18 protein-coding genes and 2 pseudogenes are annotated in these 20,085 nt (G+C 67.6%); 8 read left to right on the forward strand and 12 right to left on the reverse strand.

The genetic code is table 11. The features are described 5' to 3' along the window. The 10 genes and pseudogenes from FVF75_RS17790 to FVF75_RS14115 all read right to left on the reverse strand — a co-directional run. A pseudogene (locus FVF75_RS17790) lies at positions 1-318 on the reverse strand (IS5 family transposase); the annotation flags it as partial. A 71-nt stretch (positions 319-389) separates the two neighbouring features. Continuing rightward, positions 390-839 carry a hypothetical protein gene (locus FVF75_RS14075; RefSeq protein WP_148379111.1) on the reverse strand — a complete coding sequence of 150 codons (450 nt, stop codon included), beginning with the start codon at positions 837-839 and terminating at the stop codon, positions 390-392. A 30-nt stretch (positions 840-869) separates the two neighbouring features. Further along, the gene (locus FVF75_RS14080) at positions 870-1,103 is read right to left on the reverse strand and encodes a formate dehydrogenase subunit delta (protein WP_148379113.1); all 234 of its coding nucleotides are present in this window, start codon (positions 1,101-1,103) and stop codon (positions 870-872) included. Continuing rightward, positions 1,093-1,908, reverse strand: a complete 816-nt coding sequence (gene fdhD / locus FVF75_RS14085; protein WP_148379115.1) for a formate dehydrogenase accessory sulfurtransferase FdhD — start codon at positions 1,906-1,908, stop codon at positions 1,093-1,095. Before fdhD ends, FVF75_RS14080 begins: the two co-directional genes overlap by 11 nt. Positions 1,909-1,910: 2 nt before the next feature. Next, the gene (gene fdhF / locus FVF75_RS14090) at positions 1,911-4,790 is read right to left on the reverse strand and encodes a formate dehydrogenase subunit alpha (protein WP_148379117.1); all 2,880 of its coding nucleotides are present in this window, start codon (positions 4,788-4,790) and stop codon (positions 1,911-1,913) included. Between the two features lie 151 nt (positions 4,791-4,941). Next, complete coding sequence (locus tag FVF75_RS14095) at positions 4,942-5,880, reverse strand: GIY-YIG nuclease family protein (RefSeq protein WP_148379120.1); 939 nt, start codon at positions 5,878-5,880, stop codon at positions 4,942-4,944. Next, positions 5,877-7,391 (reverse strand): formate dehydrogenase beta subunit, encoded by a 1,515-nt coding sequence (locus tag FVF75_RS14100; protein ID WP_148379123.1) that lies wholly within the window; start codon positions 7,389-7,391, stop codon positions 5,877-5,879. Before FVF75_RS14100 ends, FVF75_RS14095 begins: the two co-directional genes overlap by 4 nt. Then, a complete protein-coding gene (locus FVF75_RS14105) occupies positions 7,388-7,864 on the reverse strand; it encodes a formate dehydrogenase subunit gamma (RefSeq protein WP_148379125.1) in 477 nt (158 codons plus the stop codon). Before FVF75_RS14105 ends, FVF75_RS14100 begins: the two co-directional genes overlap by 4 nt. 84 nt (positions 7,865-7,948) lie before the next feature. Next, the gene (locus tag FVF75_RS14110; RefSeq protein WP_148379128.1) at positions 7,949-8,836 is read right to left on the reverse strand and encodes a LysR family transcriptional regulator; all 888 of its coding nucleotides are present in this window, start codon (positions 8,834-8,836) and stop codon (positions 7,949-7,951) included. Between the two features lie 81 nt (positions 8,837-8,917). After that, the gene (locus FVF75_RS14115; protein ID WP_148379131.1) at positions 8,918-9,886 is read right to left on the reverse strand and encodes an L-threonylcarbamoyladenylate synthase; all 969 of its coding nucleotides are present in this window, start codon (positions 9,884-9,886) and stop codon (positions 8,918-8,920) included. A 105-nt stretch (positions 9,887-9,991) separates the two neighbouring features. Here FVF75_RS14115 and FVF75_RS14120 point away from each other — a divergent pair, with 105 nt between their 5' ends. The 6 genes and pseudogenes from FVF75_RS14120 to FVF75_RS14140 all read left to right on the forward strand — a co-directional run bounded on the left by FVF75_RS14120 (position 9,992) and on the right by FVF75_RS14140 (position 15,613). Next, positions 9,992-11,707 carry an acyl-CoA dehydrogenase gene (locus FVF75_RS14120; RefSeq protein ID WP_148379134.1) on the forward strand — a complete coding sequence of 572 codons (1,716 nt, stop codon included), beginning with the start codon at positions 9,992-9,994 and terminating at the stop codon, positions 11,705-11,707. Beyond that, positions 11,704-12,741, forward strand: coding sequence for an MBL fold metallo-hydrolase (locus FVF75_RS14125; RefSeq protein WP_148379137.1), 1,038 nt, complete (start codon positions 11,704-11,706; stop codon positions 12,739-12,741). The genes FVF75_RS14120 and FVF75_RS14125 overlap by 4 nt, the downstream gene beginning before the upstream one ends. Positions 12,742-12,870: 129 nt before the next feature. Continuing rightward, positions 12,871-13,005, forward strand: a complete 135-nt coding sequence (locus FVF75_RS14130; RefSeq protein ID WP_148379139.1) for an aa3-type cytochrome c oxidase subunit IV — start codon at positions 12,871-12,873, stop codon at positions 13,003-13,005. A 51-nt stretch (positions 13,006-13,056) separates the two neighbouring features. After that, on the forward strand, positions 13,057-13,650 hold the full coding sequence (locus FVF75_RS14135) for a hypothetical protein (protein ID WP_148379141.1): 594 nt from the start codon (positions 13,057-13,059) through the stop codon (positions 13,648-13,650). 106 nt (positions 13,651-13,756) lie between these two features. Next, positions 13,757-14,347: pseudogene (gene mobA / locus FVF75_RS17795) on the forward strand (molybdenum cofactor guanylyltransferase MobA); the annotation flags it as partial. 72 nt (positions 14,348-14,419) lie between these two features. Continuing rightward, a complete protein-coding gene (locus FVF75_RS14140) occupies positions 14,420-15,613 on the forward strand; it encodes a molybdopterin-binding protein (protein WP_246138103.1) in 1,194 nt (397 codons plus the stop codon). Here the strand turns inward: FVF75_RS14140 and FVF75_RS14145 are convergent. Next, on the reverse strand, positions 15,610-16,638 hold the full coding sequence (locus tag FVF75_RS14145) for a hypothetical protein (protein WP_148379145.1): 1,029 nt from the start codon (positions 16,636-16,638) through the stop codon (positions 15,610-15,612). The genes FVF75_RS14140 and FVF75_RS14145 overlap by 4 nt on opposite strands. 23 nt (positions 16,639-16,661) lie before the next feature. Then, complete coding sequence (gene greA / locus FVF75_RS14150) at positions 16,662-17,132, reverse strand: transcription elongation factor GreA (protein ID WP_148379148.1); 471 nt, start codon at positions 17,130-17,132, stop codon at positions 16,662-16,664. Between the two features lie 138 nt (positions 17,133-17,270). Here greA and FVF75_RS14155 point away from each other — a divergent pair, with 138 nt between their 5' ends. Further along, positions 17,271-18,254: a phosphatase PAP2 family protein gene (locus tag FVF75_RS14155; RefSeq protein WP_148379150.1), complete on the forward strand. Its 984-nt coding sequence runs from the start codon at positions 17,271-17,273 to the stop codon at positions 18,252-18,254. An 83-nt stretch (positions 18,255-18,337) separates the two neighbouring features. Beyond that, a complete protein-coding gene (locus FVF75_RS14160; RefSeq protein WP_148379152.1) occupies positions 18,338-19,990 on the forward strand; it encodes an electron transfer flavoprotein-ubiquinone oxidoreductase in 1,653 nt (550 codons plus the stop codon). Positions 19,991-20,085: the final 95 nt, after the last annotated feature.

Here is a 20,085-nt window from a genome sequence, read left to right on the forward strand (position 1 = left end):
CAACCGGCGGCGTGTTGGTGGGCGCGCACGATGGAACTGTCGATCAAGTGTAAGGAATGCGAGAATTTTCTCCGCCAAAGCCTCGAAAATGCGCAGCCAGACCCCGGCCTTCGCCCACCTGTTGTATCGGTTGTAGACGGTGGTTCCGGGACCTTAGCGTTGCGGCAGGTCGCGCCAGGGGGCGCCGGTTCGCAGAATATAGAAGATGCCCGAGATCACTCGCCGGTCATCCACACGCGCCACGCCGCGCGGCTTGTTGGGGAGAAGCGGCGCGATCACCGCCCACGCCATATCGCTCAGATCATGCCTGCCCGTCATGCTCACCTCCGGTTTCCAAAAAGTGAATCACGACAACGATCCAAAGGGAATTCCTTTTGTGGGTTCAAGACCTAGCCGATCAGGCGCGACAAGAACGATTTGCGCGCCGCCGGCTCGGCGCGCATCGGCAGCGGGTTGGGCGCGATGCGGCTGAACACCCAACGCGGCAGAATGCGTCCGCCCGAACCGCCACAGACTCCGCCCATCCGGTAGGGGTCGAACACCTTGACCATTCCGGGGGCGTCGCGGTCGTCGGTGAACACCGCCCCGCAATGGGACCGGTCGCGCACCTGGTCGACCGAGGCCCGCGCCTCATCCAGCGCCGCGGCGAACTCTTCGGGGCTTGCCACCCGGTCAGGGGCGTCGCCGGACGGGTCGAACACGAACCAGCCCTCGGGTGCGGCTGCCAGCACCGGCCAGAACCGATCGGCATCGTCCCATGACAACAGGCCCGTGAAGCGCCCGCCATAGGCGCGCCAGAAGGCGGTGTCGGGAAAGGGTGCATCGGTATCGCGGATCATCCGCCAAGGATGCCCGAACCGCGCCCGGCGTCAAGCGTCGGGGGTCTGCCCGGCAGGCTGGCGCAGATGCGCCACCGCCGCCAGCACCAGCGGATCGAGCCTGTCGCCGCCCGCATCGACATGGGCGAAAAGCTGGCGGCGCATCCGTTCTTCCCAGAAATCCGACAGGTGCGCGGCCACCTTCTCGGCCCCGTCACCCCCCGGCTGGGTGTTGAAGAAGGCCGCGATCTGGTTGGCCATGTGGATCATCTTGTCAGGCGACATCGCTGGCTCCGGTCTCGATTCTCTGGGGGTGGGAATACAGGTCAAAGCGGCCGCCGCGGGCAAAGGCGGCGACGGTCATGCCCGCGCCCTCCGCCAGCCGCAGCGCATGCGCCGTGGGCGCCGAGGCGGCGATCAGGACCGGGCATCCGGCCATCGCGGCTTTCTGCACCATCTCGACCGAGATGCGCGAGGTCAGCACGATGGCGCCGCTGGCCGCCTCGATCCCCGCCTGTGCCAGCGCGCCGATCAGCTTGTCGAGCGCATTGTGCCGCCCCACGTCCTCGCGCGCCATCACGATCCCCTCGCCGGGGCGCAGAAAGCCCGCGGCATGAACCGCGCGGGTCTGGTCGTGGATCGGCTGGTGATGGGTCAGCGCATCGGTCGCGGCGGCGATCTCGGCCCGGGCAATCCGCATCGTCGTGTCCGCCACCGAGGGCAGATCGCGCACCGCCTGATCGAGGCTGTCGATGCCGCACAGTCCGCAGCCCACCGGCCCGGTCATCCGCCGCCGCCGTGCCGCCAGCGCCTCGGAGCGGTCGTCCGACAGCGTGAACCGCGCCTCAATGCCGTTGGGATGGGTGACGACCTCGAAGCTCTCGACCTGGTCGAGCGTTTCGATCACCCCTTCGCTCAGCGCGAAGCCATGCGCGAAATCGGTCAGGTCCGCCGGGCTGGCCATCATCACCGCCAGGGTCTCGCCATCGAACGACAGCGCCACCGGCACCTCTTCGGGCAGGCTGCGCGTCACCGCCCGCGCCCCGTCGCGCCCGACGGCAAGTCCAGGGTGGCTGAGGACCGGTATCATCGCTATTCCGCCGCCGGCGCGATCCGGCGCGACCGCGCCGCGTGCGCCGAGTAGTCTTCCTGCCACTCGGACGGCCCGTTCGTCGGCGCCACCTGCACCGCCGTGACCTTGTATTCCGGGCAGTTGGTGGCCCAATCGGAAAAGTCCGTGGTCACCACGTTGGCCTGCGTGTCGGGGTGGTGGAAAGTGGTATAGACCACGCCGGGGCTGACCCGGTCGGTGATCTCGGCGCGCAGCGTGGTCTCGCCCGAGCGGCTGGCCAACCTGACCAGGTCGCCCTGCCGGATGCCCCGGTTCTCGGCGTCATGCGGATGGATCTCCAGCACGTCCTGATCGTGCCAGACCATGTTGTCGGTGCGCCGCGTCTGGGCGCCGACGTTATACTGGCTGAGAATGCGCCCGGTGGTCAGGAGCAGCGGGAAGCGCGGCCCGGTCTTTTCATCGGTGGCGAGGTATTCGGTGATCATGAACCGCCCCTTGCCGCGCATGAAACCATCGACGTGCATGGTCGGCGTGCCTTCGGGATGCTCCTCGTTGCAGGGCCATTGCACCGACCCCAGCCGGTCGATCAGGTCGAAACTGACGCCCGCAAAGCTGGGCGTGGTCGCGGCGACCTCGTCCATGATCTCGCTCGGGTGGGTGTAGGTCCAGTTCGCCCCCAGCGCATTGGCCAGAAGCTGCGTGACCTCCCAATCGGCATAGCCGTTCCTCGGCGCCATCACCTTGCGCACCATGTTGATCCGGCGCTCGGCATTGGTGAAGGTGCCGTCCTTCTCCAGGAAGGTCGAGCCGGGCAGGAACACATGCGCGTAATTCGCGGTCTCGTTCAGGAACAGGTCATGCACGATCACGCAGTCCATCGCCGCCAGCCCGGCGGCCACGTGCTGCGTGTCGGGGTCGGATTGCAGGATGTCCTCGCCCTGAACGTAAAGCCCCCTGAAGGTGCCATCGACGGCGGCATCCAGCATGTTGTTGATGCGCAGGCCCGGCTCCGGGTCGATCTCGACACCCCAGAGCCGCTCGAAGATGCCACGCACCTCGGGGTTCTTCACATGGCGATAGCCGGGCAGTTCATGCGGGAAGCTTCCCATGTCGCACGAGCCCTGCACGTTGTTCTGGCCGCGCAGCGGGTTCACGCCCACGCCCTCGCGCCCGATGTTGCCGGTCAGCATGGCCAGGTTGGCGATGCCCATCACGGTGGTCGAGCCCTGGCTGTGCTCGGTCACGCCAAGCCCGTAATAGATCGCGCCATTGCCGCCCTTGGCAAAGGTGCGTGCGGCGGCGCGCAGTTCAGCCGCCGGAACGCCGGTCAGGTCCTCGATGGCCTCCGGGCTGTGACGCGGATCGCGCACGAACTCGGCATAGGCCAGGTATTCGTCCCAGTCGCAGCGTTCGCGGATGAAATCCTCGTCCGCCAGCCCCTCGGTCACGATCACATGCGCCAGTGCCGTCACCACGGCCACGTTGGTGCCCGGGCGCAGCGCCAGGTGATGCTCGGCACGCACATTGGGCGATTTCACCAGGTCGATCCTGCGCGGGTCGATCACGATCAGCTTGGCGCCCTCGCGCAGCCGTTTCTTCATCCGCGAGGCAAAGACCGGGTGCGCATCGGTCGGGTTCGCGCCCATCACGATGATCACGTCGCTATGCTCGACCGAGTCGAAATCCTGGGTGCCCGCCGAGGTGCCGAAGGTCTGCCCCAACCCGTATCCGGTGGGCGAATGACACACCCGCGCGCAGGTGTCGGTGTTGTTGTTCTCGAACACCGCGCGGGCCAGTTTCTGCACCAGGTAGGTTTCCTCGTTGGTGCAGCGGCTCGAGGTGATGACCCCCAGCGCCTTGTTGCCGTGCTCCTTGCGGATGCGCTCCAGCCGATCGGCGGCAAAGCCCAGCGCCTCGTCCCACGACACTTCGCGCCACGGCTCATCGACACGGTCGCGGATCATCGGGTTGAGGATGCGTTCGCGGTGGTTGGCATAGCCCCAGGCGAAGCGGCCCTTGACGCAGCTATGCCCCCGGTTGGCCTTGCCGCCCTTGTGCGGCACCATGCGGACAAGCTGGTCGCCATTCAGCTCGGCCTTGAACGAACAGCCCACGCCGCAATAGGCGCAGGTGGTGATGACCTCGCGCACCGGCACGCCCAGTTCGATCACGCGGTTCTCGATCAGCGCATCGGTCGGGCAGGCCTGCACGCAGGCGCCGCAGGACACGCAGTCCGAAGTCAGGAAGTCATCCCCCGCCGCGCCCGCCGACACCACGCTGTCAAAGCCGCGCCCCTCGATCGTCAGCGCATAGGTGCCCTGGATATCGTCGCAGGCCCGCACGCAGCGCGAACAGACGATGCACTTGGCCGGATCGAAGGTGAAATAGGGGTTGCTCTCGTCCCTGGGCAGATGGCGCGGATTGTCGCGCCCGTCGCGCTCCGGCTGGAAGTGGTTGTCGCCGGGGCCATAGCGCACCTCGCGCAGCCCGACCACGGCGGCCATGTCATGCAACTCGCAATCGCGCCCGGCGATGCAGCTTGCCGGGTCTGACGGGTGATCGGACAGGTAAAGCTCCATCACCCCCTTGCGGATGCGCCGCACCCGCTCGCTTTGCGTGTGCACCACCATGCCCTCGGCCACCGGCATGGTGCACGAGGCGGGCGTGCCCCGCCGCCCCTCGACCTCGACCACGCAGAGCCGGCACGACCCGAACGCCTCGAGCGAATCCGTCGCACAGAGCTTGGGCACCTGGATCCCCGCCTCGGCGGCGGCGTGCATCACCGACGTGCCCTCGGGCACGGTCACCTCGATGCCGTCGACGATCAGGCTGACCGGCGCGCCGGACTTCGCGGGCGTGCCGAAGTCGGTATCGTCCCAGGGAATGATGAAATCCTTCATGTCCAATCCTCCCGCCACTTCATCTTGGCGCCAATACTCCGGGGGACGTTCGGTTTGCCCCGCAAACCGAACGGTGGGGGCAGCGCCCCCACCCGGCGCCGCGCGGCGCCGGGATACGCGGTCGCGCGACCGCGTGCTCTGCGCCGCAACGTCATTGGGCCGCCTCCTGTTTCGTCGCCTGAGCTTGTTGCCAGTCGTGATAGGTCTGGCTTGCGCCTTTCACCTTCCACTCCAGCCGCCCGTTGCTGTTACGGTCCAGCACGACCGCCGCCGCCGCCGAAGGGCTGGTGAAGGACCAGGGTCGGGCGAAGCGCAGCTTGTTCGTGCCGGGCGGGATATCCTGTGTCACTAGCACACCGTCGGTGATCAGTTTCTCCTTCAATCCGCCATAGCTCTGCTGAACATAGCCCGTGCCCGTCAGCGCCTCGGACCCTTCCAGCACGACGAATTCCCCGTCTTCCTCAACGGCCGTGGCCTGCACGCCGCTCTTGTGCCGGATCTCGAACTGCACCTCCCCAGTTGTGCGCGCCTCGACCGATTGCGCCGTCTGCGTCACCGCCTTCGGCTGGGGCTTGAGCATGTCGAGTCCGATCACCGGCAAAATGATCCGCAGGTTCGCGAGAAACTGCTCCATGTTGGCCACGTCAGCCTCAGGCAGGCGCCGTCTTTTAGTGTCGGGCTGGGTGCTGTTGTCGAGGGTCACGCGCCCTGCCTGTGCCGCCACCTCGATCAGTCGCGCCTCGAGGAATTCAGCATGGCCCTTCGATAGGTCGTCATCGCTGGTGGTCACCGTAATCGCGGTTTCCCAGAAGTCGCGTTTGACCGCACTTTGCTTGATCCTCTCAGCAACGGAATTGCCCGACCCGATGTATGCGCGAGTGCCGCCGGGCTTGTCGGGGTCAGGGCCAGACAGGATGTAAACCCCGGTTCGATCCACCTCTTCCCGCGCGGTCAGGTCACCGAAGGCCGACGCGCCAGAGACGAACAGTAACCCGGTCCAGCCATGTATCGTCGCTTTGCGAAGGCCGGTCGGTTTGCCGTCCACCAGGAAAAGCTGGATGGTGCGACCGAAGGCGCCGTCGTTGCTCATTCCGCCGCCTCCCGCTGCCCGGTGAACTCGTCGGGGAAATGCCGTATCGCGGACATCACCGGATAGGGCGTGAACCCGCCCAACGCGCAGAGCGAGCCGAGCTCCATCGTCTCGCACAGGTCCGTCAACAGCGCCGTCGCCCCGGCGTCGCCCGCCGCGATCCGCTCCAGCGTCTCGACCCCGCGCACCGAGCCGATCCGGCAGGGTGTGCACTTGCCGCAGCTTTCCACCGCGCAGAATTCCATCGCAAAGCGGGCCAGTTCCAGCATGTCGGCGCTGTCGTCGAACACCACCAGGCCGGCGTGGCCGATCAGCCCGCCCGCGCCGTCGAATTCTTCATATCCGAACGGCGTGTCGAACCCGGACACCGGGAAATAGGCCCCGAGCGGCCCGCCGACCTGCACCGCCTTGACCGGCCTGCCCGACCGTGTGCCGCCGCCGATGCCGTTCACGATCTCGCCCAACGGCAGGCCGAAGGCGATCTCGTAAAGCCCGCCGTATTTCACGTTGCCGGCGATCTGCAGCGGGATCGTCCCGCGTGACCGGCCCAGCCCGAAATCGGCGTAGTGCTCTGCGCCCTTCTCGAAAATCACCGGCACGGTGGCCAGCGAGATCACGTTGTTGACCACGGTGGGCTTGCCGAACAGCCCTTCCAGCGCGGGCAGCGGCGGTTTGGGCCGGACCTCGCCGCGCTTGCCTTCGAGCGAATTCAACAGGCTGGTTTCCTCGCCGCAGACATAGGCCCCGGCGCCCACGCGCACCTCGATGTCGAAGGCATGACCGGAGCCCAGCACGCCGTCGCCCAGCACCCCCGCCGCGCGCGCGATCGCGACCGCGCGTTCCAGCGTCGCGGTGGCGTCGGGGTATTCCGAGCGCATGTAGACATAGCCCTTGGTCGCGCCCACGCCGATCCCGGCGATCGCCATGCCCTCGATCAGGCTGAACGGATCGCCCTCGATGATCATCCGGTCGGCAAAGGTGCCGCTGTCGCCCTCGTCGGCGTTGCAGACGATATACTTGCGGTCCGCCTTGGCACCCGCCACGGTCTGCCACTTGATGCCGGTCGGAAAGCCCGCGCCGCCGCGCCCGCGCAGGCCCGAGGCCTTGACGGTCTCGACCACATCGCCAGGTGCCGCGATGGCGGCGCGCAACCCGGTCAGCCCGCCCAGCGCCTCGAATGCAGTCAGGTCCAGCGGGTCGATCACGCCGCAGCGCGCAAAGGTCAGGCGTGTCTGGCCGGCAAAAAACGGGATCTCCTCGGTCGGGCCGTGGCCCGCCAGCGTGCCGTCCAGCAGCGCCGGCACATCCTCCACACGCACCGGCCCGAAGGCATGGCGCACGCCGTCGATCTCGACCTCGGCCAGTGGCTCCAGCCAGACCATGCCGCGCGATCCGACCCGGATCAGGTCAAGCTCCAGGCCACGGCGCGCCGCCTCGGCGGTGAGCGCCTCGGCCACGTCTTCGGACCCGACCGCCTTTGCGGCGGCGTCGATGGACAGAAAGACCTTCATGCGCCCAACTCCGCCAGCACCCGGTCAAACCGGTCCGTGTCCAGCATCCCGATCACCTTGCCGTCGACCATCGCCGCCGGACCCGAGGCGCAGAGGCCGAGGCAATAGACCGGCTCGACCGTCACCGCGCCGTTGGCGGTGGTCTCACCCCAGCCGATGCCCAGCTTCGCCAGCACCGCTTCGCTCAAGGCCGCGCCGCCGACCGACTGGCAGGCCTCCGAACGGCAGATTTTCACCACGTGCCGCCCGGCCGGAAGCCTGCGGAAATCGTGGTAGAAGCTGATCACCCCGTGCACTTCGGCCCGGCCGATGTTCAGCCTGTCCGCGATCAGGGCCGGGGCGGTGTCCGGAATATGGCCGTAAGCCTCGTGAATCGTGTGCAGAATCGGCAACAGCGGGCCTTCGAGGTGACGCTGCGCCTCGATCAGGTCGGCCAGCGTTTCGGCGTTCGGTTCAGGGGCGGTATCAGCCATGTGTGTCCTCGTTTGATCCCCGGGGGTGATCACCGATTGGCCGGGGGCGATCAATATCCTAGAACCGTTGGTCCATTGAGAAATTCAATCGCTTTTCGCCAGCGCCCCGGCCTCGTCCAGGAGCGCCTGCAAGACCGGCGTGTGCGGCTCCTGGTAGGGCGCGACCAATCCGACACTGTGGGCCTCTCCCGGGCTGCGGATCGGGACGATGGACAGGCCCTTTCCGGCGGCCAGAAAGCGCGCCAGGTCGTCGGGCAGGATCGTGACCCAGTCGCCGCGCTCGACGTAGGAAACCAGCACCACCGTCGAGTTCGACTCCATTTCTGCCACCGGGGCCTGCCCCGAGTCCATGAACGCTTTGTTGATGATGCGCCGGTTCTGCATGTCCGGCGTCAGCAGGCACAGCTTTTCGCCGCCGATCTCGGCCCAGTCGACGCTGTCGCGCTTGGCCAGCCGGTGACCCTGCGCGCAGATCATCGTGTAGCTCTCGCGGTATAGCGGCACGGTCGAGACCCGGCCCAACGGTTCGTTGTCGAGGTAGGACACGCCCGCGTCGATCTCGAGGTTTTCCAGCATCGCGAGGATCTCGATCGAGGTGCGCGACTGGATGGTGAAGCGCACCTTTTCGTGGCGGTGCTGAAAGCCCGCGACCAGCCGCGATGCCCAGGTCAGCGCGGTGGGAATCACCGCCAGCCGCAGGCGCCCGCTCAGCCCCTCGCGGGAATAGCGCATCTCGTCGCGGAACCGGCGCACGTCGCCGACGATCTGGCGGGCCCATTCCAGCGCCCGCTGACCCTCCGGCGTCAACCCGCCATAGCGCGACCCGCGCCGCACAAGCTGCACCCCAAGCTGTTCCTCGAGCTGCTTGATCCCGGTCGACAGCGTCGGCTGCGTCAACCCAAGGCTCTGCGCGGCCCGTCCGAAGTGCTGTTCGTTCGCCAGCGCGATGAACATTTCCAACTTGCCAATCATAATCGGATCATCCCATCGCTTGTTCGTTTTCCGATAGGGATTTTCTATCACCCTCCGGCGGACGGGTGCAAGGGCAGCATGCTACCCGTCGCGCGGTGCCGCGGCGCGGCGCAGGCGGTCGTTGATGGCGCGGCCCAGCCCGGTTTCGGGGATCGGCGAGACCGCGATGGGCGCGTCGCCGTCGGCGTCCAGCCGGTGCAGATGGTGAAACAGGTTCGCCGCCGCCTCGACCAGGTCGCCGGAGGGCGACAGGTTCAGGTCCGCCTCGACCGGGCCGAAGCCCAGCAGGCGTTCGCCGGGGGAGAGGTCGGTGGCGTCCAGGCGCAGCCCCGCGCGGGGGGCATAGTGGGATTGCAGCTGGCCCGGTGCGCTGACCGTATCGCCCGGCGCGGGCAGGGCCAGCGGCGCGCCGAGACAGGCCTCGACCGCCTCGGCGGGCAGGCCACCGGGGCGCAACAGCGTCGCGGCGGGGTCGAAGCCGACGATGGTGCTTTCCACCCCGACCGCGCAGGCGCCGCCGTCCAGAACCGCCGCGATCTTGCCGTCCAGCCCGGCCAGCACGTGATCCGCCTCGGTCGGGCTGATCCGGCCCGAGGGGTTGGCCGAGGGGGCGGCGATGGGGCGGCCCGCCGCCTGCAGCAGCACGCGCGCCAGGGGCTGGTCCGGCACCCGCACCGCCACCGTGGGCAGCCCGGCCGAGACCAGCGGCGACAGGCGCGCGCCGGGCCGGATCGGCAGCACCAGCGTCAGCGGCCCGGGCCAGAATGCCTCGGCCAGCCGTGCCGCGTCGCCCTCCAGCATCGCAATGTCACGCACCCGCGCCGCGTCGGGCAGATGCACGATCAGCGGGTTGAACCGGGGCCGCCCCTTGGCCTCGAAAATCCGCGCCACCGCCACGTCATCGGTCGCATCCGCGCCCAGGCCATAGACGGTCTCGGTCGGGAAACTGACCAGTTCACCGGCGCGCAGCAGCGCCGCCGCCCGCGCGATCCCCGCCGCGTCGGCCTTCAGCCGCGCCGTGCCTGTCCTTTCGGTGCCTTCACCCGCCATGACGTTGCGTTTCCGTTTTTTTCGGCCCTTCGGCGCGATAGGGTTGCGCCCAAAGCCTGCCTAGCGGGCGCGCCCCTGATTGCCAAGCCGGACGAAAGGAACTCCATGCCGTATCGCGCCCCCGTCAATGACCTCCGCTTTCTGCTCGACCACGTGGTCGGGTTCGACCAGGTCGCGGCCAGCGCGCGGCACGCCGAGGCGACGCCCGAGACCGTCGGCGCGATCCTGACCGAACTGGCCAGGCTGACCGACGACGTGATGGCGCCGCTGCAACGGGTCGGTGACACCAGGGGGGCAACGCTCGACAACGGCGTGGTGCGCGCCAGCCCCGGTTTCGGTGACGGCTACCGCCAGATCGCAGAAGGTGGCTGGGTCGGGGTTTCGGGCGATCCCGACTATGGCGGCATGGGCCTGCCGATCAGCCTGAGTGCGGCGGCCAACGACATGATGTCGGGCGCCTGCCTTGCCCTGCAACTCAACCCGCTGTTGACCCAGGGCCAGATCGACGCGCTGGAGCATCACGCCTCGGACGCGCTCAAGGCACTCTACCTGCCGAAACTGATGTCGGGGGAATGGACCGGCACGATGAACCTGACCGAGCCGCAGGCGGGTTCGGATGTCGGTGCGCTGACCACCAAGGCGGTGCCCAATGGTGACGGCACATTCGCGATCACCGGGCAGAAGATCTTCATCTCCTGGGGTGATCACGACATGGCGGAAAACGTCTGTCACCTGGTGCTGGCGCGGCTGCCTGACGGGGCGCCGGGCACGCGAGGGATCAGCCTGTTCATGGTGCCGAAGTTCATTCCTGACCAAGACGGCAACCCCGGCCAGCGCAACAGCCTTCGCGTGGTCAGCCTCGAACACAAGATGGGCCTGCACGCCAGCCCCACCTGCGTGATGAGCTTCGAGGGTGCGACCGGCTGGCTGGTGGGCGCGGAGCATGCCGGCATGAAGGCGATGTTCACCATGATGAACAACGCCCGCCTGATGGTCGGCGTGCAGGGCATCGGCGTGGCCGAGGGCGCCTATCAGCACGCGCTGGCGCATGCGCGTGAACGGGTGCAGGGCAAGACCCCGATAGAGGGCGGCACCGGCACCATCGTCGATTTCCCCGACGTGCGCCGGATGCTGGTCCAGATGAAGGCCGAGATCACCGCCGCGCGCGCCATCGCGTTGGCCTGTGCCGTGGCGATCGACATGGAGCGCGCGACCGGCGAGGCCGAGTGGGCGGCGCGCGCCGCGCTTCTGACCCCGATCGCCAAGTCCTATGGCACCGATACCGGCATCCTCGTCGCCCAGCTTGGCGTGCAGGTGCACGGCGGCATGGGCTATGTCGAGGAAACCGGGGCGGCGCAGTTTTACCGCGACGTGCGCGTCACCTCGATCTACGAGGGCACCAACGGCATCCAGGCGATGGACCTTGTCGGGCGCAAGATGATGGACGGGGGCGACGCCGCCTGCCGCCTGCTGGAAGAGGTCGAGGCCAACGCCGAAGCCGCACGTGCCACTCTGCCGACGCTGGCCGAAGCGGTCTGGGACGCCAGCGAGACCCTGCGCGAGACGGTGGAATGGCTGGTCGGACAGGACATGCAGGACAGGTTCGCGGGCGCGGTGCCGTTCCAGTCGGCCTTCGCCCGCGTGCTGGGCGCGCACTACCTGCTCAAGGCCGCGCTGGCCGAGGGGGGCGAGGGGCCGCGCACCGCGCTGGCGACCTTTCACGTCACCCGGCTCTTGCCGGAATACCGCGCGCTTCTCGACCAGGCCCGCGCCGGGGCGGCGGGGCTTTATGCGCTGTCGGTCGAGGATCTGGCCGGATGAACGCGCCCCTGACCTTTCCGTGGGAGACACCGCCGCCCCCCGGCGAGGCCATCGAACTGGCCGAGAACCTTCTGTGGTTGCGCATCCCGATGCCGTTCCGGCTGGATCACGTCAATTCCTATGCCCTGTGGGACAACGACGGCTGGACCATCGTGGACACCGGCATCGACAGCGAAGACACCCGCGCACTGTGGCGCGACCTGATGCGCGGCCCGCTCGGCGGCAAGCCGGTGGCGCGGCTGATCGTGACCCATCCCCACCCCGACCACATCGGGCTGGCGGGCTGGTTCCAGACCGAGTTCGGGGTCGAGCTGATCACCACCCAGACCGCCTGGCTCTATGCCCGGATGCTGCAACTCGACCGTCAACTCAAGCCGGTGGACGAAACCCTCGCCTATTGGCGTGCCGGCGGCATGGACCCGGAACTCTATGAAAAACGCCGCACCGAGCGGCCGTTCAATTTCGCCGACCTCGTGGCCGACCTGCCGCTGGGCTATCGCCGGGTCAAGGAGGGCAGCACGCTGCGCTTTGGCGGGCGCACCTGGGACGTGCATATCGGCAACGGCCACGCGCCCGAGCACGCGACTTTCTGGTCGCGCGACGACGAACTGGTGATCGGCGGCGACCAGCTTCTGGCCACGATCAGCCCGAACCTCGGCGTTCACGCCACCGAACCCGATGCCGACCCGGTCGGTGACTGGCTGGAAAGCTGCGAATACCTCAGCCAGTTCGCCGACGATCATCAATTGGTCCTGCCCGGCCACAAGCTGTGCTTCATGGGGCTTCCGACCCGGATGCGGCAGTTGATCGACAACCACCATTTCGCGCTCGACCGGCTGATGGAGTTCCTCGACCAGCCGCGCACCGCCGCCGAGTGCTTCAAGCCGCTGTTCAAGCGCAAGATCGGCGAGGGCGAATACTCGCTGGCGCTGAACGAGGCCATCGGGCACCTCAACCACCTCTACCGCACCGGCAAGATCACCCGGCGGCGCCGCGCCAGCGACGACGCCTGGCTGTGGCAGCGCAAGGGCTGAGCGGCGCGAGGCGTGCACGGGCGCAACGGGCCGGTCAAAATTCACGTGAGGCCCGCAACCGGGCCGTGACAGCCCGCGACAAATCGTCTAAGCCAACCGGACACTGACGGCCAAGGGCGAGGACGAAGAATGGCGGACTACAAGCACGGGACAATGGACACCCGCGAACAGGAAAAGACATTCGAGGGCTTCATCAAGTTCCTCGTGCGCTCGGCGATCGCGACCATCATCGTGGTCATTCTGCTCGCAATTTTCGGGGCGTGATTGCCGGCGGCCGGTTTCCGGCCGCGACAAGATTTTATCGGTGGGTTTCGTATGCGACGCATTTTCCTGTCTCTGTTTCTTCTGATCGGCCTCGCCGCCTGTGCGGCCGAGCCGGTCTGGGCCCCGGACGAAGAGGTGGCGCGCGCGCATTATTCCACCGGCGGCCCGCCGATGATCACGCTGATGACCATGATCAACACCCGCTCCGGCAACGGCGGCCATGCCGCGCTTCTGGTCAGCGGGTCCGAGCGTCTGCTGTTCGACCCGGCCGGATCGTTCAAGCATCCGCGCCTGCCCGAGCGCAATGACGTGGTCTATGGCATGACCGACGCGGCGGTCGATTTCTACATCGACTACCACTCGCGCGAGACCTGGCGCGTGATAAAGCAGGATCTGGTGGTCAGCCCCGAGGTCGCCGAAATGGCGCTTGCGGCGATCAAGGAGTATGGCGCGGTGCCCAAGGCGTTCTGCACCAACGCGATCACCACGATCCTCAAGGATCTGCCCGGGTTCGAATCGATCCATGTCACGATGTTCCCGACCGCCGCGCAAGAGGCCTTTGCCAAGCTGCCCGGCGTCGTGACCAGCGAATATCACGACAACGACCCCGACAATAACGGCTACCTCCTGGCGCGCGGCATCTGAGGCGCCGGAGCCCCGCGCGCCCCGGACTTGAGCTTTGCCGCGCTTCGGCGCATTCATGACCCATGCAGACCGAACCGACCCTGGCAGGGCGCTACCGGGTGGCGCGATGAAACAGCCTTTCGGCGTGATCCTCGCCGGCGGGCAGGCGCGGCGCATGGGCGGCGGCGACAAGGCGCTGTTGCAGCTTGGCGGCCAGACCCTGCTTGCCCATGTGGCCGAACGGCTGGAACCGCAGGTCGCGCGCCTGGCACTGAACGCCAATGGCGACCCGGCGCGCTTCGGTCCGCTGGATTTCGACATCGTTCCCGACTCGGTGGCCGGCCAGTCCGGGCCGCTGGCCGGCGTGCTGGCGGGGCTGGACTGGGCGGCGGCGCTGGGGGCCGATCATGTGGTGACCGTGGCCGCCGACACGCCGTTCTTCCCCTGCGATCTGGTGCCGCGCCTGGTGCTTGCCGCCGAGACGGAGGGGCAGCCGATCGCGCTGGCCCGCAGCCCCGAGGGCATTCATCCGACCTTCGGCCTCTGGCCCGTCGCGTTGCGCGAGGCGTTGCGCCAGGCGCTGGCGGACGGCACCCGCAAGCTGCGCGCCTGGGCCGCCGAGCAAGGCGCGGCATTCGCGGATTTCCCGGCCCAGACGCCGGATGCTTTTTTCAACATCAACACCCCCGACGACCTCGCCGCCGCGCGCGCGCATCTCGCCCCCGCCGACGCCGCGACACCGCTTGCCGCCGACTGTTTCGCCGAGCCCGAGGCGCAGGGGTTGGCCAGCGTGGCCGAGGCGCAGGCGCGTCTGCGCGCCTCGCTGCACCCGGTCACCGGGATCGAGACGGTGGGGCTGGCCGAGGCGGCGGGCCGCATCCTCGCCCGCGACGTGACCGCACGCCGCGCCAATCCGCCCGCCACAAATTCGGCGATGGACGGCTATGCCTTCGCCCATGCCAGCCTGTCGGGCGCGCCCCTGAAGTTGACCGAAGGCCGCTCCGCTGCCGGGGCGCCCTTCGCCGGCACGGTCCCGCCGGGCCATGCCCTGCGCATCTTCACCGGCGCGCTGTTGCCTGTGGGCACCGATACGGTGGTGATGCAGGAAAACACCACCGCCGAGGGCGGGCACCTGACCCTCACCGCCGCCCCCGCGCCGCGCGCCAACACACGCCCCACCGGCGAGGATGTTGCCGAAGGCGCGTCGGTGCTGGCCGCCACCCGCCGCCTTGGCCCGCGCGAAGTCGGGCTGCTCGCCGCGGTCGGGGTCGCCAAGGTCGCGGTGCGCCAGCGCCTGCGCGTCGGCGTGCTGTCGACCGGCGATGAACTCGTCGCCCCTGACACCGACGCCACCCCCGGCCAGACCTTCGACGCCAACCGCCCGATGCTGATCGGCATGGCCGCCGGCTGGGGGCACGCGGTCACCGACCTTGGCCACGTGCCGGACGACCGTGCGGCGCTCAGGGCGCGGCTGGACGAGGCCAGCGCAGGGCTGGACGCGATCCTGACCTCCGGCGGCGCCTCGGTGGGCGACGAGGATCACGTCTCGGCGCTCTTGCGCGAGGCGGGGCAGGTGGCGCAATGGCGCGTGGCGCTCAAGCCGGGCAAGCCGCTTTTGCTGAGCCAGTGGCGGCGGGTGCCGGTGTTCGGGCTGCCGGGCAACTCGGTTTCGGCCTTCACCACCGCCTGCCTGTTCGTCCATCCGGCACTGTCGCTGATGGCAGGGGGCGCGTGGTCCGAGCCGCGCGGCCTGACCCTGCCGGCCGGTTTCACCCTGTCAAAACGCGCCGGGCGGCGGGCGTTTCTCAGGGCGCGGATGCGCGCCGATGGCACGGTCGAAACCTTCCGTTCTGACAGCTCCGGCATGATCTCGGGGCTGGCCTGGGCCGATGGCTTTGTCGAGCTGCCCGAAGCGGCCTGCGAGATCGCCCCGGGCGACCCGGTGCGCTATCTGCCGTTCACGGAGTTCGGGCTGAGCGCCTAATCAAACGTCCCCGTCACGCGCCCCAGAAGCATGAAGGCCCGCGCCGTGCGGGTGTCGCCGAGGCGTGACATCTCGCTGTCGTCGGCGCGCGGTTCGAACTCCGAGATCACCTCGTCGAAGCGGCGCAGGAAATGGTGCACCGCGTCGCGAAAGATCGTGTCCTGTTTCATCCGCGCCGCCGTCAGCGCCAGCGACGAGCGGTCGCGCACGCCGCCCAATGCCGCCACCGCGCGGCCGCGTTCGCCCTGGGCAAAGCGGCGCCAGACCTCGGGACGGGCGCGGTCGGGGCGCAGGTCGTCCATATAGACACTGTCCTGGCTGAGCAGCGTCAGCACGTCCTGCGCCGCCTGGATCAGGCTGGCCACCTTGCGGTCCGACAGCGCCCGGCGCAGCGCGGCGAAGCCTTCGACATCCTCGGCGCTTTCGGGAAAGTTCACCGCCCGGATCAGGTCGTCGATGGCGATCGGCGAGGCCACCGCCCCCTCGGGCGTGTCGAGCGGCAGCGACGCCTGGTCGTCGTCCTCCGCGCCGGTGGGAAACGGGCTGGGCCGTTCCGGCGGCGACAGCTTGCGGATGCCGTCCGGGCGGGATGAGGCGAAGGTGGCGATGGTCTGTTCGGTGTGGCGCTGGGCCTGGGCGATTTCTTCGAGCTTGCGGGAAAAGTCGATCGACTTGGCGGCCAGCGCCTGGGTTTTCTGGGCCTGCAAATGGGTCTGGCGCATCGCCTCCAGCGTGGTGCGCAGCCGCGCGCTTTCGTCGCGCATCACCCGGACCGAGCGCGCCGCCGACGCCGCCAGCCAGATCACCGCCACCGGCAGCACCACCGCCACAAGCACCAGGACGAAGCGCAGCGCCTGGCCCGCGTCGGGGCCGGTGCCGCCCAGCACCACGAAGAACACCGCGCAACCGACCAGCCAGATCACCGACAACGCGATCGCCACCATGTCCGCCAGGCTCAGCCCGCGGCCACGATTGCGCCCATAGACCCCGAGGTCCATCGCGCCGTTCCTTTTCCCGTCCGCCATGTGCTTTTCCCTGGCTTCCGGTCCTAGATATAGTCGATTTCGAGGATCTCGTAGCTCTTTTCTCCGCCGGGCGTGCGCACCTCGACGCTGTCGCCTTTTTCCTTGCCGATCAGGGCGCGGGCCAGCGGCGACTTGATATTGAGCTTGCCCTTTTCCAGATCGGCCTCGGGTTCACCGACGATCTGGTAGGTCTTTTCCTCGTCGCTGTCCTCGTCGACCAGCCTGACGGTGGCGCCGAACTTGATCGGGCCGGACAGCTTGGCCGGGTCGATCACCTCGGCCAGGCCGATGATGCCCTCAAGCTCCTTCACCCGGCCCTCGATGAAGCTCTGTTTTTCGCGGGCGGCGTGGTATTCGGCGTTCTCCGACAGATCGCCATGCTCGCGCGCCTCGGCGATGGCCTTGATCACCGCCGGACGCTCGACCGACTTGAGTTGCTTCAATTCGTCGTTCAGCACCGTGTGACCGGTGCGGGTCAGAAGGATCTTTTCCATGAAAGGTCTTCACCTGTAGTTTGCGGGGCCGCTGTCGGGATTCCCCCTTGCAGCCAACAAATCGTCACATTCTTCAGACATAGCAGCCTAGGGGCGCCGCGTTCCCCACGAGAGAAGAACAAAACCGGGTGGTTTGCAATGCGTTTGTTGATCCGCATCACGCTGGGCTATTTTCTGGTCGGTGCCCTGGTGGTTACCGTGTTCCGCGACAGCCCCGTTGTGCTTTTGGCCGAACTGGTCAGGAAGCTGCCGGCGTCGATGAACCTGTTTCTCGAAATCGCCTGGTGGGTGGTGCCGGTGTCGGCCTCGATGGTGCTGTTCGTGCCCCGCCGCGAGATGCTGGAGCGCCTGACCCGTGCCGCCGTCGCGGTGTTCGCCTGCGTGGCGCTGTTCCTGACCTTCACGATGGTCAAGGCGACTTTGCCCTATGTGCAGTCGTTCTGGGCCGACCCGATCCTGGGAAGGATCGACCGCGCCCTGCATTTCGGTCATGACCCCTGGGAACTGACCCATAGGTTTTCCGCATGGATCGACCCGGACTGGGCCAACACGATCTACATGAACTGGTGGGTCGCTCCGGCCATGTTCCTGCCTGTCCTGCTGTTCCTGTTCGACGGCGACGAGGTTCGTTCCAGCCGGTTCATCCGGCTCTATGCCGTGGCCTGGCTGGTGCTGGGCAATGCCATCGCGCTGTCCTTGCTGTCGGTCGGGCCGGTCTATTATGATCGCTTGCTCGGCGGTCAGGAGTTTGCAGGGCTCGCGGTCGCGCTTGAGCAATCCGGAATTGCCTCCAGCGCGACCGGCAATATCCAGGTCCGTCTCTGGGACGCCTATGTATCCGGCGCGCAACAAGCGGGCTCCGGCATCTCGGCCTTTCCCTCGGTGCACATTGCCATGATCACGGTGATGGCGCTGTATCTCGCCGAACGCTCGCGGTTCCTCGTGCCCTTCAGTGTCGGGCTGGTCGCGGTCTACCTGTTCCTGTCGGTCTATCTCGGCTGGCACTACGCCATCGACGGCTATGCCTCGATCCTCCTGATGCTCGGCGCCTGGGCCTGGCTCAAACGCCGCGACGCGGCACGGCCCCGTGAAACCATGCCCATCGCGGTCCCCGCCGAGTAACCGCCGGACCCTATGACGCCTCGTCGCAATTGACCCCCTCCCGCCCTGCCGGTATCGACAGGGCAACCAGATCGGAGGGCAAGATGGCCGAGATTGAACGCGAAGCGATGGATGTCGACGTTGTGATCGTGGGCGCGGGGCCGGCGGGGCTGTCGGCGGCGATCCGATTGAAGCAGATCGACGCAGACCTCAACGTGGTCGTGCTGGAGAAAGGCTCCGAGGTCGGCGCGCACATCCTCTCGGGCGCGGTGCTGGACACCACCGGCATCGACGCTCTGATCCCCGACTGGAAGGACAAAGGCGCGCCGATCAACGTGCCGGTCAAGAAAGACAACTTCTACCTGCTGGGCGAGGGCGGGGGCATCCGCGTGCCGAACTGGCCGATGCCGCCGCTGATGTCGAACCACGGCAAATACATCGTGTCGATGGGCAACGTCACCCGCTGGATGGCCGAACAGGCCGAGGCGCTCGGGGTCGAGGTCTATCCCGGCATGTCGTGCTCGGAAGTGCTGTTCGACGACAACGGCGCGGTGCGCGGCGTGGTGGCGGGCGAGTTCGGCAAGAACCCTGACGGCACCCCCGGCGAGGGTTATGAGCCGGGGATGGAGCTGAACGGCAAATACGTGCTGATCGCCGAAGGCGTGCGCGGCTCGCTCGCCAAGCAGCTTATGAGCCATTTCAAGCTGTGCGAGGGCCGCGATTTTCCGAAGTACGGCCTCGGGATGAAGGAGATCTGGGAGGTCGACCCGGACAAGCACCGTGAAGGCACGGTGACGCACACGATGGGCTGGCCTCTGGGCAAGAACGCGGGCGGCGGCGGTTTCATCTATCACGCCGAGAACAACCAGGTTTACGTGGGTTTCGTGGTCCACCTGAACTACGCCAACCCGCATCTCTACCCCTACATGGAGTTCCAGCGGCTCAAGCATCACCCGATGGTCGCCGAACTGCTGCAGGGCGGCAAGCGCTTGGCCTACGGCGCGCGGGCGATCGCCGAGGGCGGCTATCAGTCGATGCCCAAGGCGGTGTTCCCCGGCGGCGCGCTCTTGGGCGACAGTGTCGGGCTCGTGAACGTGCCGCGCATCAAGGGCAACCACAACGCCATGCTCTCGGGCATCGCGGCGGCGGATGCGGCGGCGGCAGCGATCAAGGCGGGGCGGTCGGGCGATGAGCTTGACGCCTACGAGGCCGAACTGCGCTCCGGCCCGGTGGCGAAAGACCTGAAAAAGGTGCGCAACGTCAAGCCCTTGTGGTCGAAACTCGGCCTCACGGGCGGGCTGGCGCTGGGCGGGTTCGACATGTGGGTGCAGACGCTGACCGGCGGTGCCTCGCTGTTCGGCACGCTCAAACACGGCAAGTCCGACGCGGCGGCGACCGGCGAGGCGGCGAAATACCCCAAGATCGACTATCCCAAGCCCGACGGCGTGCTGTCCTTCGACCGGCTGACCAACGTGAGCTTCTCGGCCACGAACCACGAGGAAAACCAGCCCTGCCACCTGCACCTGAAAGACCCGGACATCCCGATTTCGCTGAACCTGCCGAAATACGACGAACCGGCGCAGCGCTATTGCCCGGCGGGGGTCTACGAGGTGGTCGAGGGCGACAATGGCCCGCGTTTCCAGATCAACTTTCAGAACTGCGTCCACTGCAAGACCTGCGATATCAAGGACCCGGCCCAGAACATCACCTGGACGGTGCCGCAGGGCGGCGACGGGCCGAACTACCCCAACATGTAACGCGCCCGTCATCTGCGGCGCGGCAGCGGGCGGCGCGCATTGCGCCCGCCCGCCGTGGCCATTAGGTTCGGGGCGAACCAGTCCTGACGGAGGCC

The organism is Maritimibacter fusiformis (assembly GCF_008086115.1).
Classification (GTDB): domain Bacteria; phylum Pseudomonadota; class Alphaproteobacteria; order Rhodobacterales; family Rhodobacteraceae; genus Muriiphilus; species Muriiphilus fusiformis.

Excerpts from the sequence above, each read along its gene's own strand:
- FVF75_RS14120 (WP_148379134.1), top strand. The coding sequence starts at position 9,992 with ATGCCGTATCGCGCCCCCGTCAATGACCTCCGCTTTCTGCTCGACCAC.
- FVF75_RS14130 (WP_148379139.1), top strand. The coding sequence starts at position 12,871 with ATGGCGGACTACAAGCACGGGACAATGGACACCCGCGAACAGGAAAAG.
- FVF75_RS14125 (WP_148379137.1), top strand. The coding sequence starts at position 11,704 with ATGAACGCGCCCCTGACCTTTCCGTGGGAGACACCGCCGCCCCCCGGC.
- FVF75_RS14135 (WP_148379141.1), top strand. The coding sequence starts at position 13,057 with ATGCGACGCATTTTCCTGTCTCTGTTTCTTCTGATCGGCCTCGCCGCC.
- fdhD (WP_148379115.1), bottom strand. The coding sequence starts at position 1,908 with ATGATACCGGTCCTCAGCCACCCTGGACTTGCCGTCGGGCGCGACGGG.
- FVF75_RS14095 (WP_148379120.1), bottom strand. The coding sequence starts at position 5,880 with ATGAGCAACGACGGCGCCTTCGGTCGCACCATCCAGCTTTTCCTGGTG.
- FVF75_RS14155 (WP_148379150.1), top strand. The coding sequence starts at position 17,271 with ATGCGTTTGTTGATCCGCATCACGCTGGGCTATTTTCTGGTCGGTGCC.
- FVF75_RS14110 (WP_148379128.1), bottom strand. The coding sequence starts at position 8,836 with ATGATTGGCAAGTTGGAAATGTTCATCGCGCTGGCGAACGAACAGCAC.
- greA (WP_148379148.1), bottom strand. The coding sequence starts at position 17,132 with ATGGAAAAGATCCTTCTGACCCGCACCGGTCACACGGTGCTGAACGAC.
- FVF75_RS14105 (WP_148379125.1), bottom strand. The coding sequence starts at position 7,864 with ATGGCTGATACCGCCCCTGAACCGAACGCCGAAACGCTGGCCGACCTG.
- FVF75_RS14080 (WP_148379113.1), bottom strand. The coding sequence starts at position 1,103 with ATGTCGCCTGACAAGATGATCCACATGGCCAACCAGATCGCGGCCTTC.
- FVF75_RS14160 (WP_148379152.1), top strand. The coding sequence starts at position 18,338 with ATGGCCGAGATTGAACGCGAAGCGATGGATGTCGACGTTGTGATCGTG.
- FVF75_RS14145 (WP_148379145.1), bottom strand. The coding sequence starts at position 16,638 with ATGGCGGACGGGAAAAGGAACGGCGCGATGGACCTCGGGGTCTATGGG.
- FVF75_RS14100 (WP_148379123.1), bottom strand. The coding sequence starts at position 7,391 with ATGAAGGTCTTTCTGTCCATCGACGCCGCCGCAAAGGCGGTCGGGTCC.
- FVF75_RS14075 (WP_148379111.1), bottom strand. The coding sequence starts at position 839 with ATGATCCGCGATACCGATGCACCCTTTCCCGACACCGCCTTCTGGCGC.
- FVF75_RS14115 (WP_148379131.1), bottom strand. The coding sequence starts at position 9,886 with ATGGCGGGTGAAGGCACCGAAAGGACAGGCACGGCGCGGCTGAAGGCC.
- fdhF (WP_148379117.1), bottom strand. The coding sequence starts at position 4,790 with ATGAAGGATTTCATCATTCCCTGGGACGATACCGACTTCGGCACGCCC.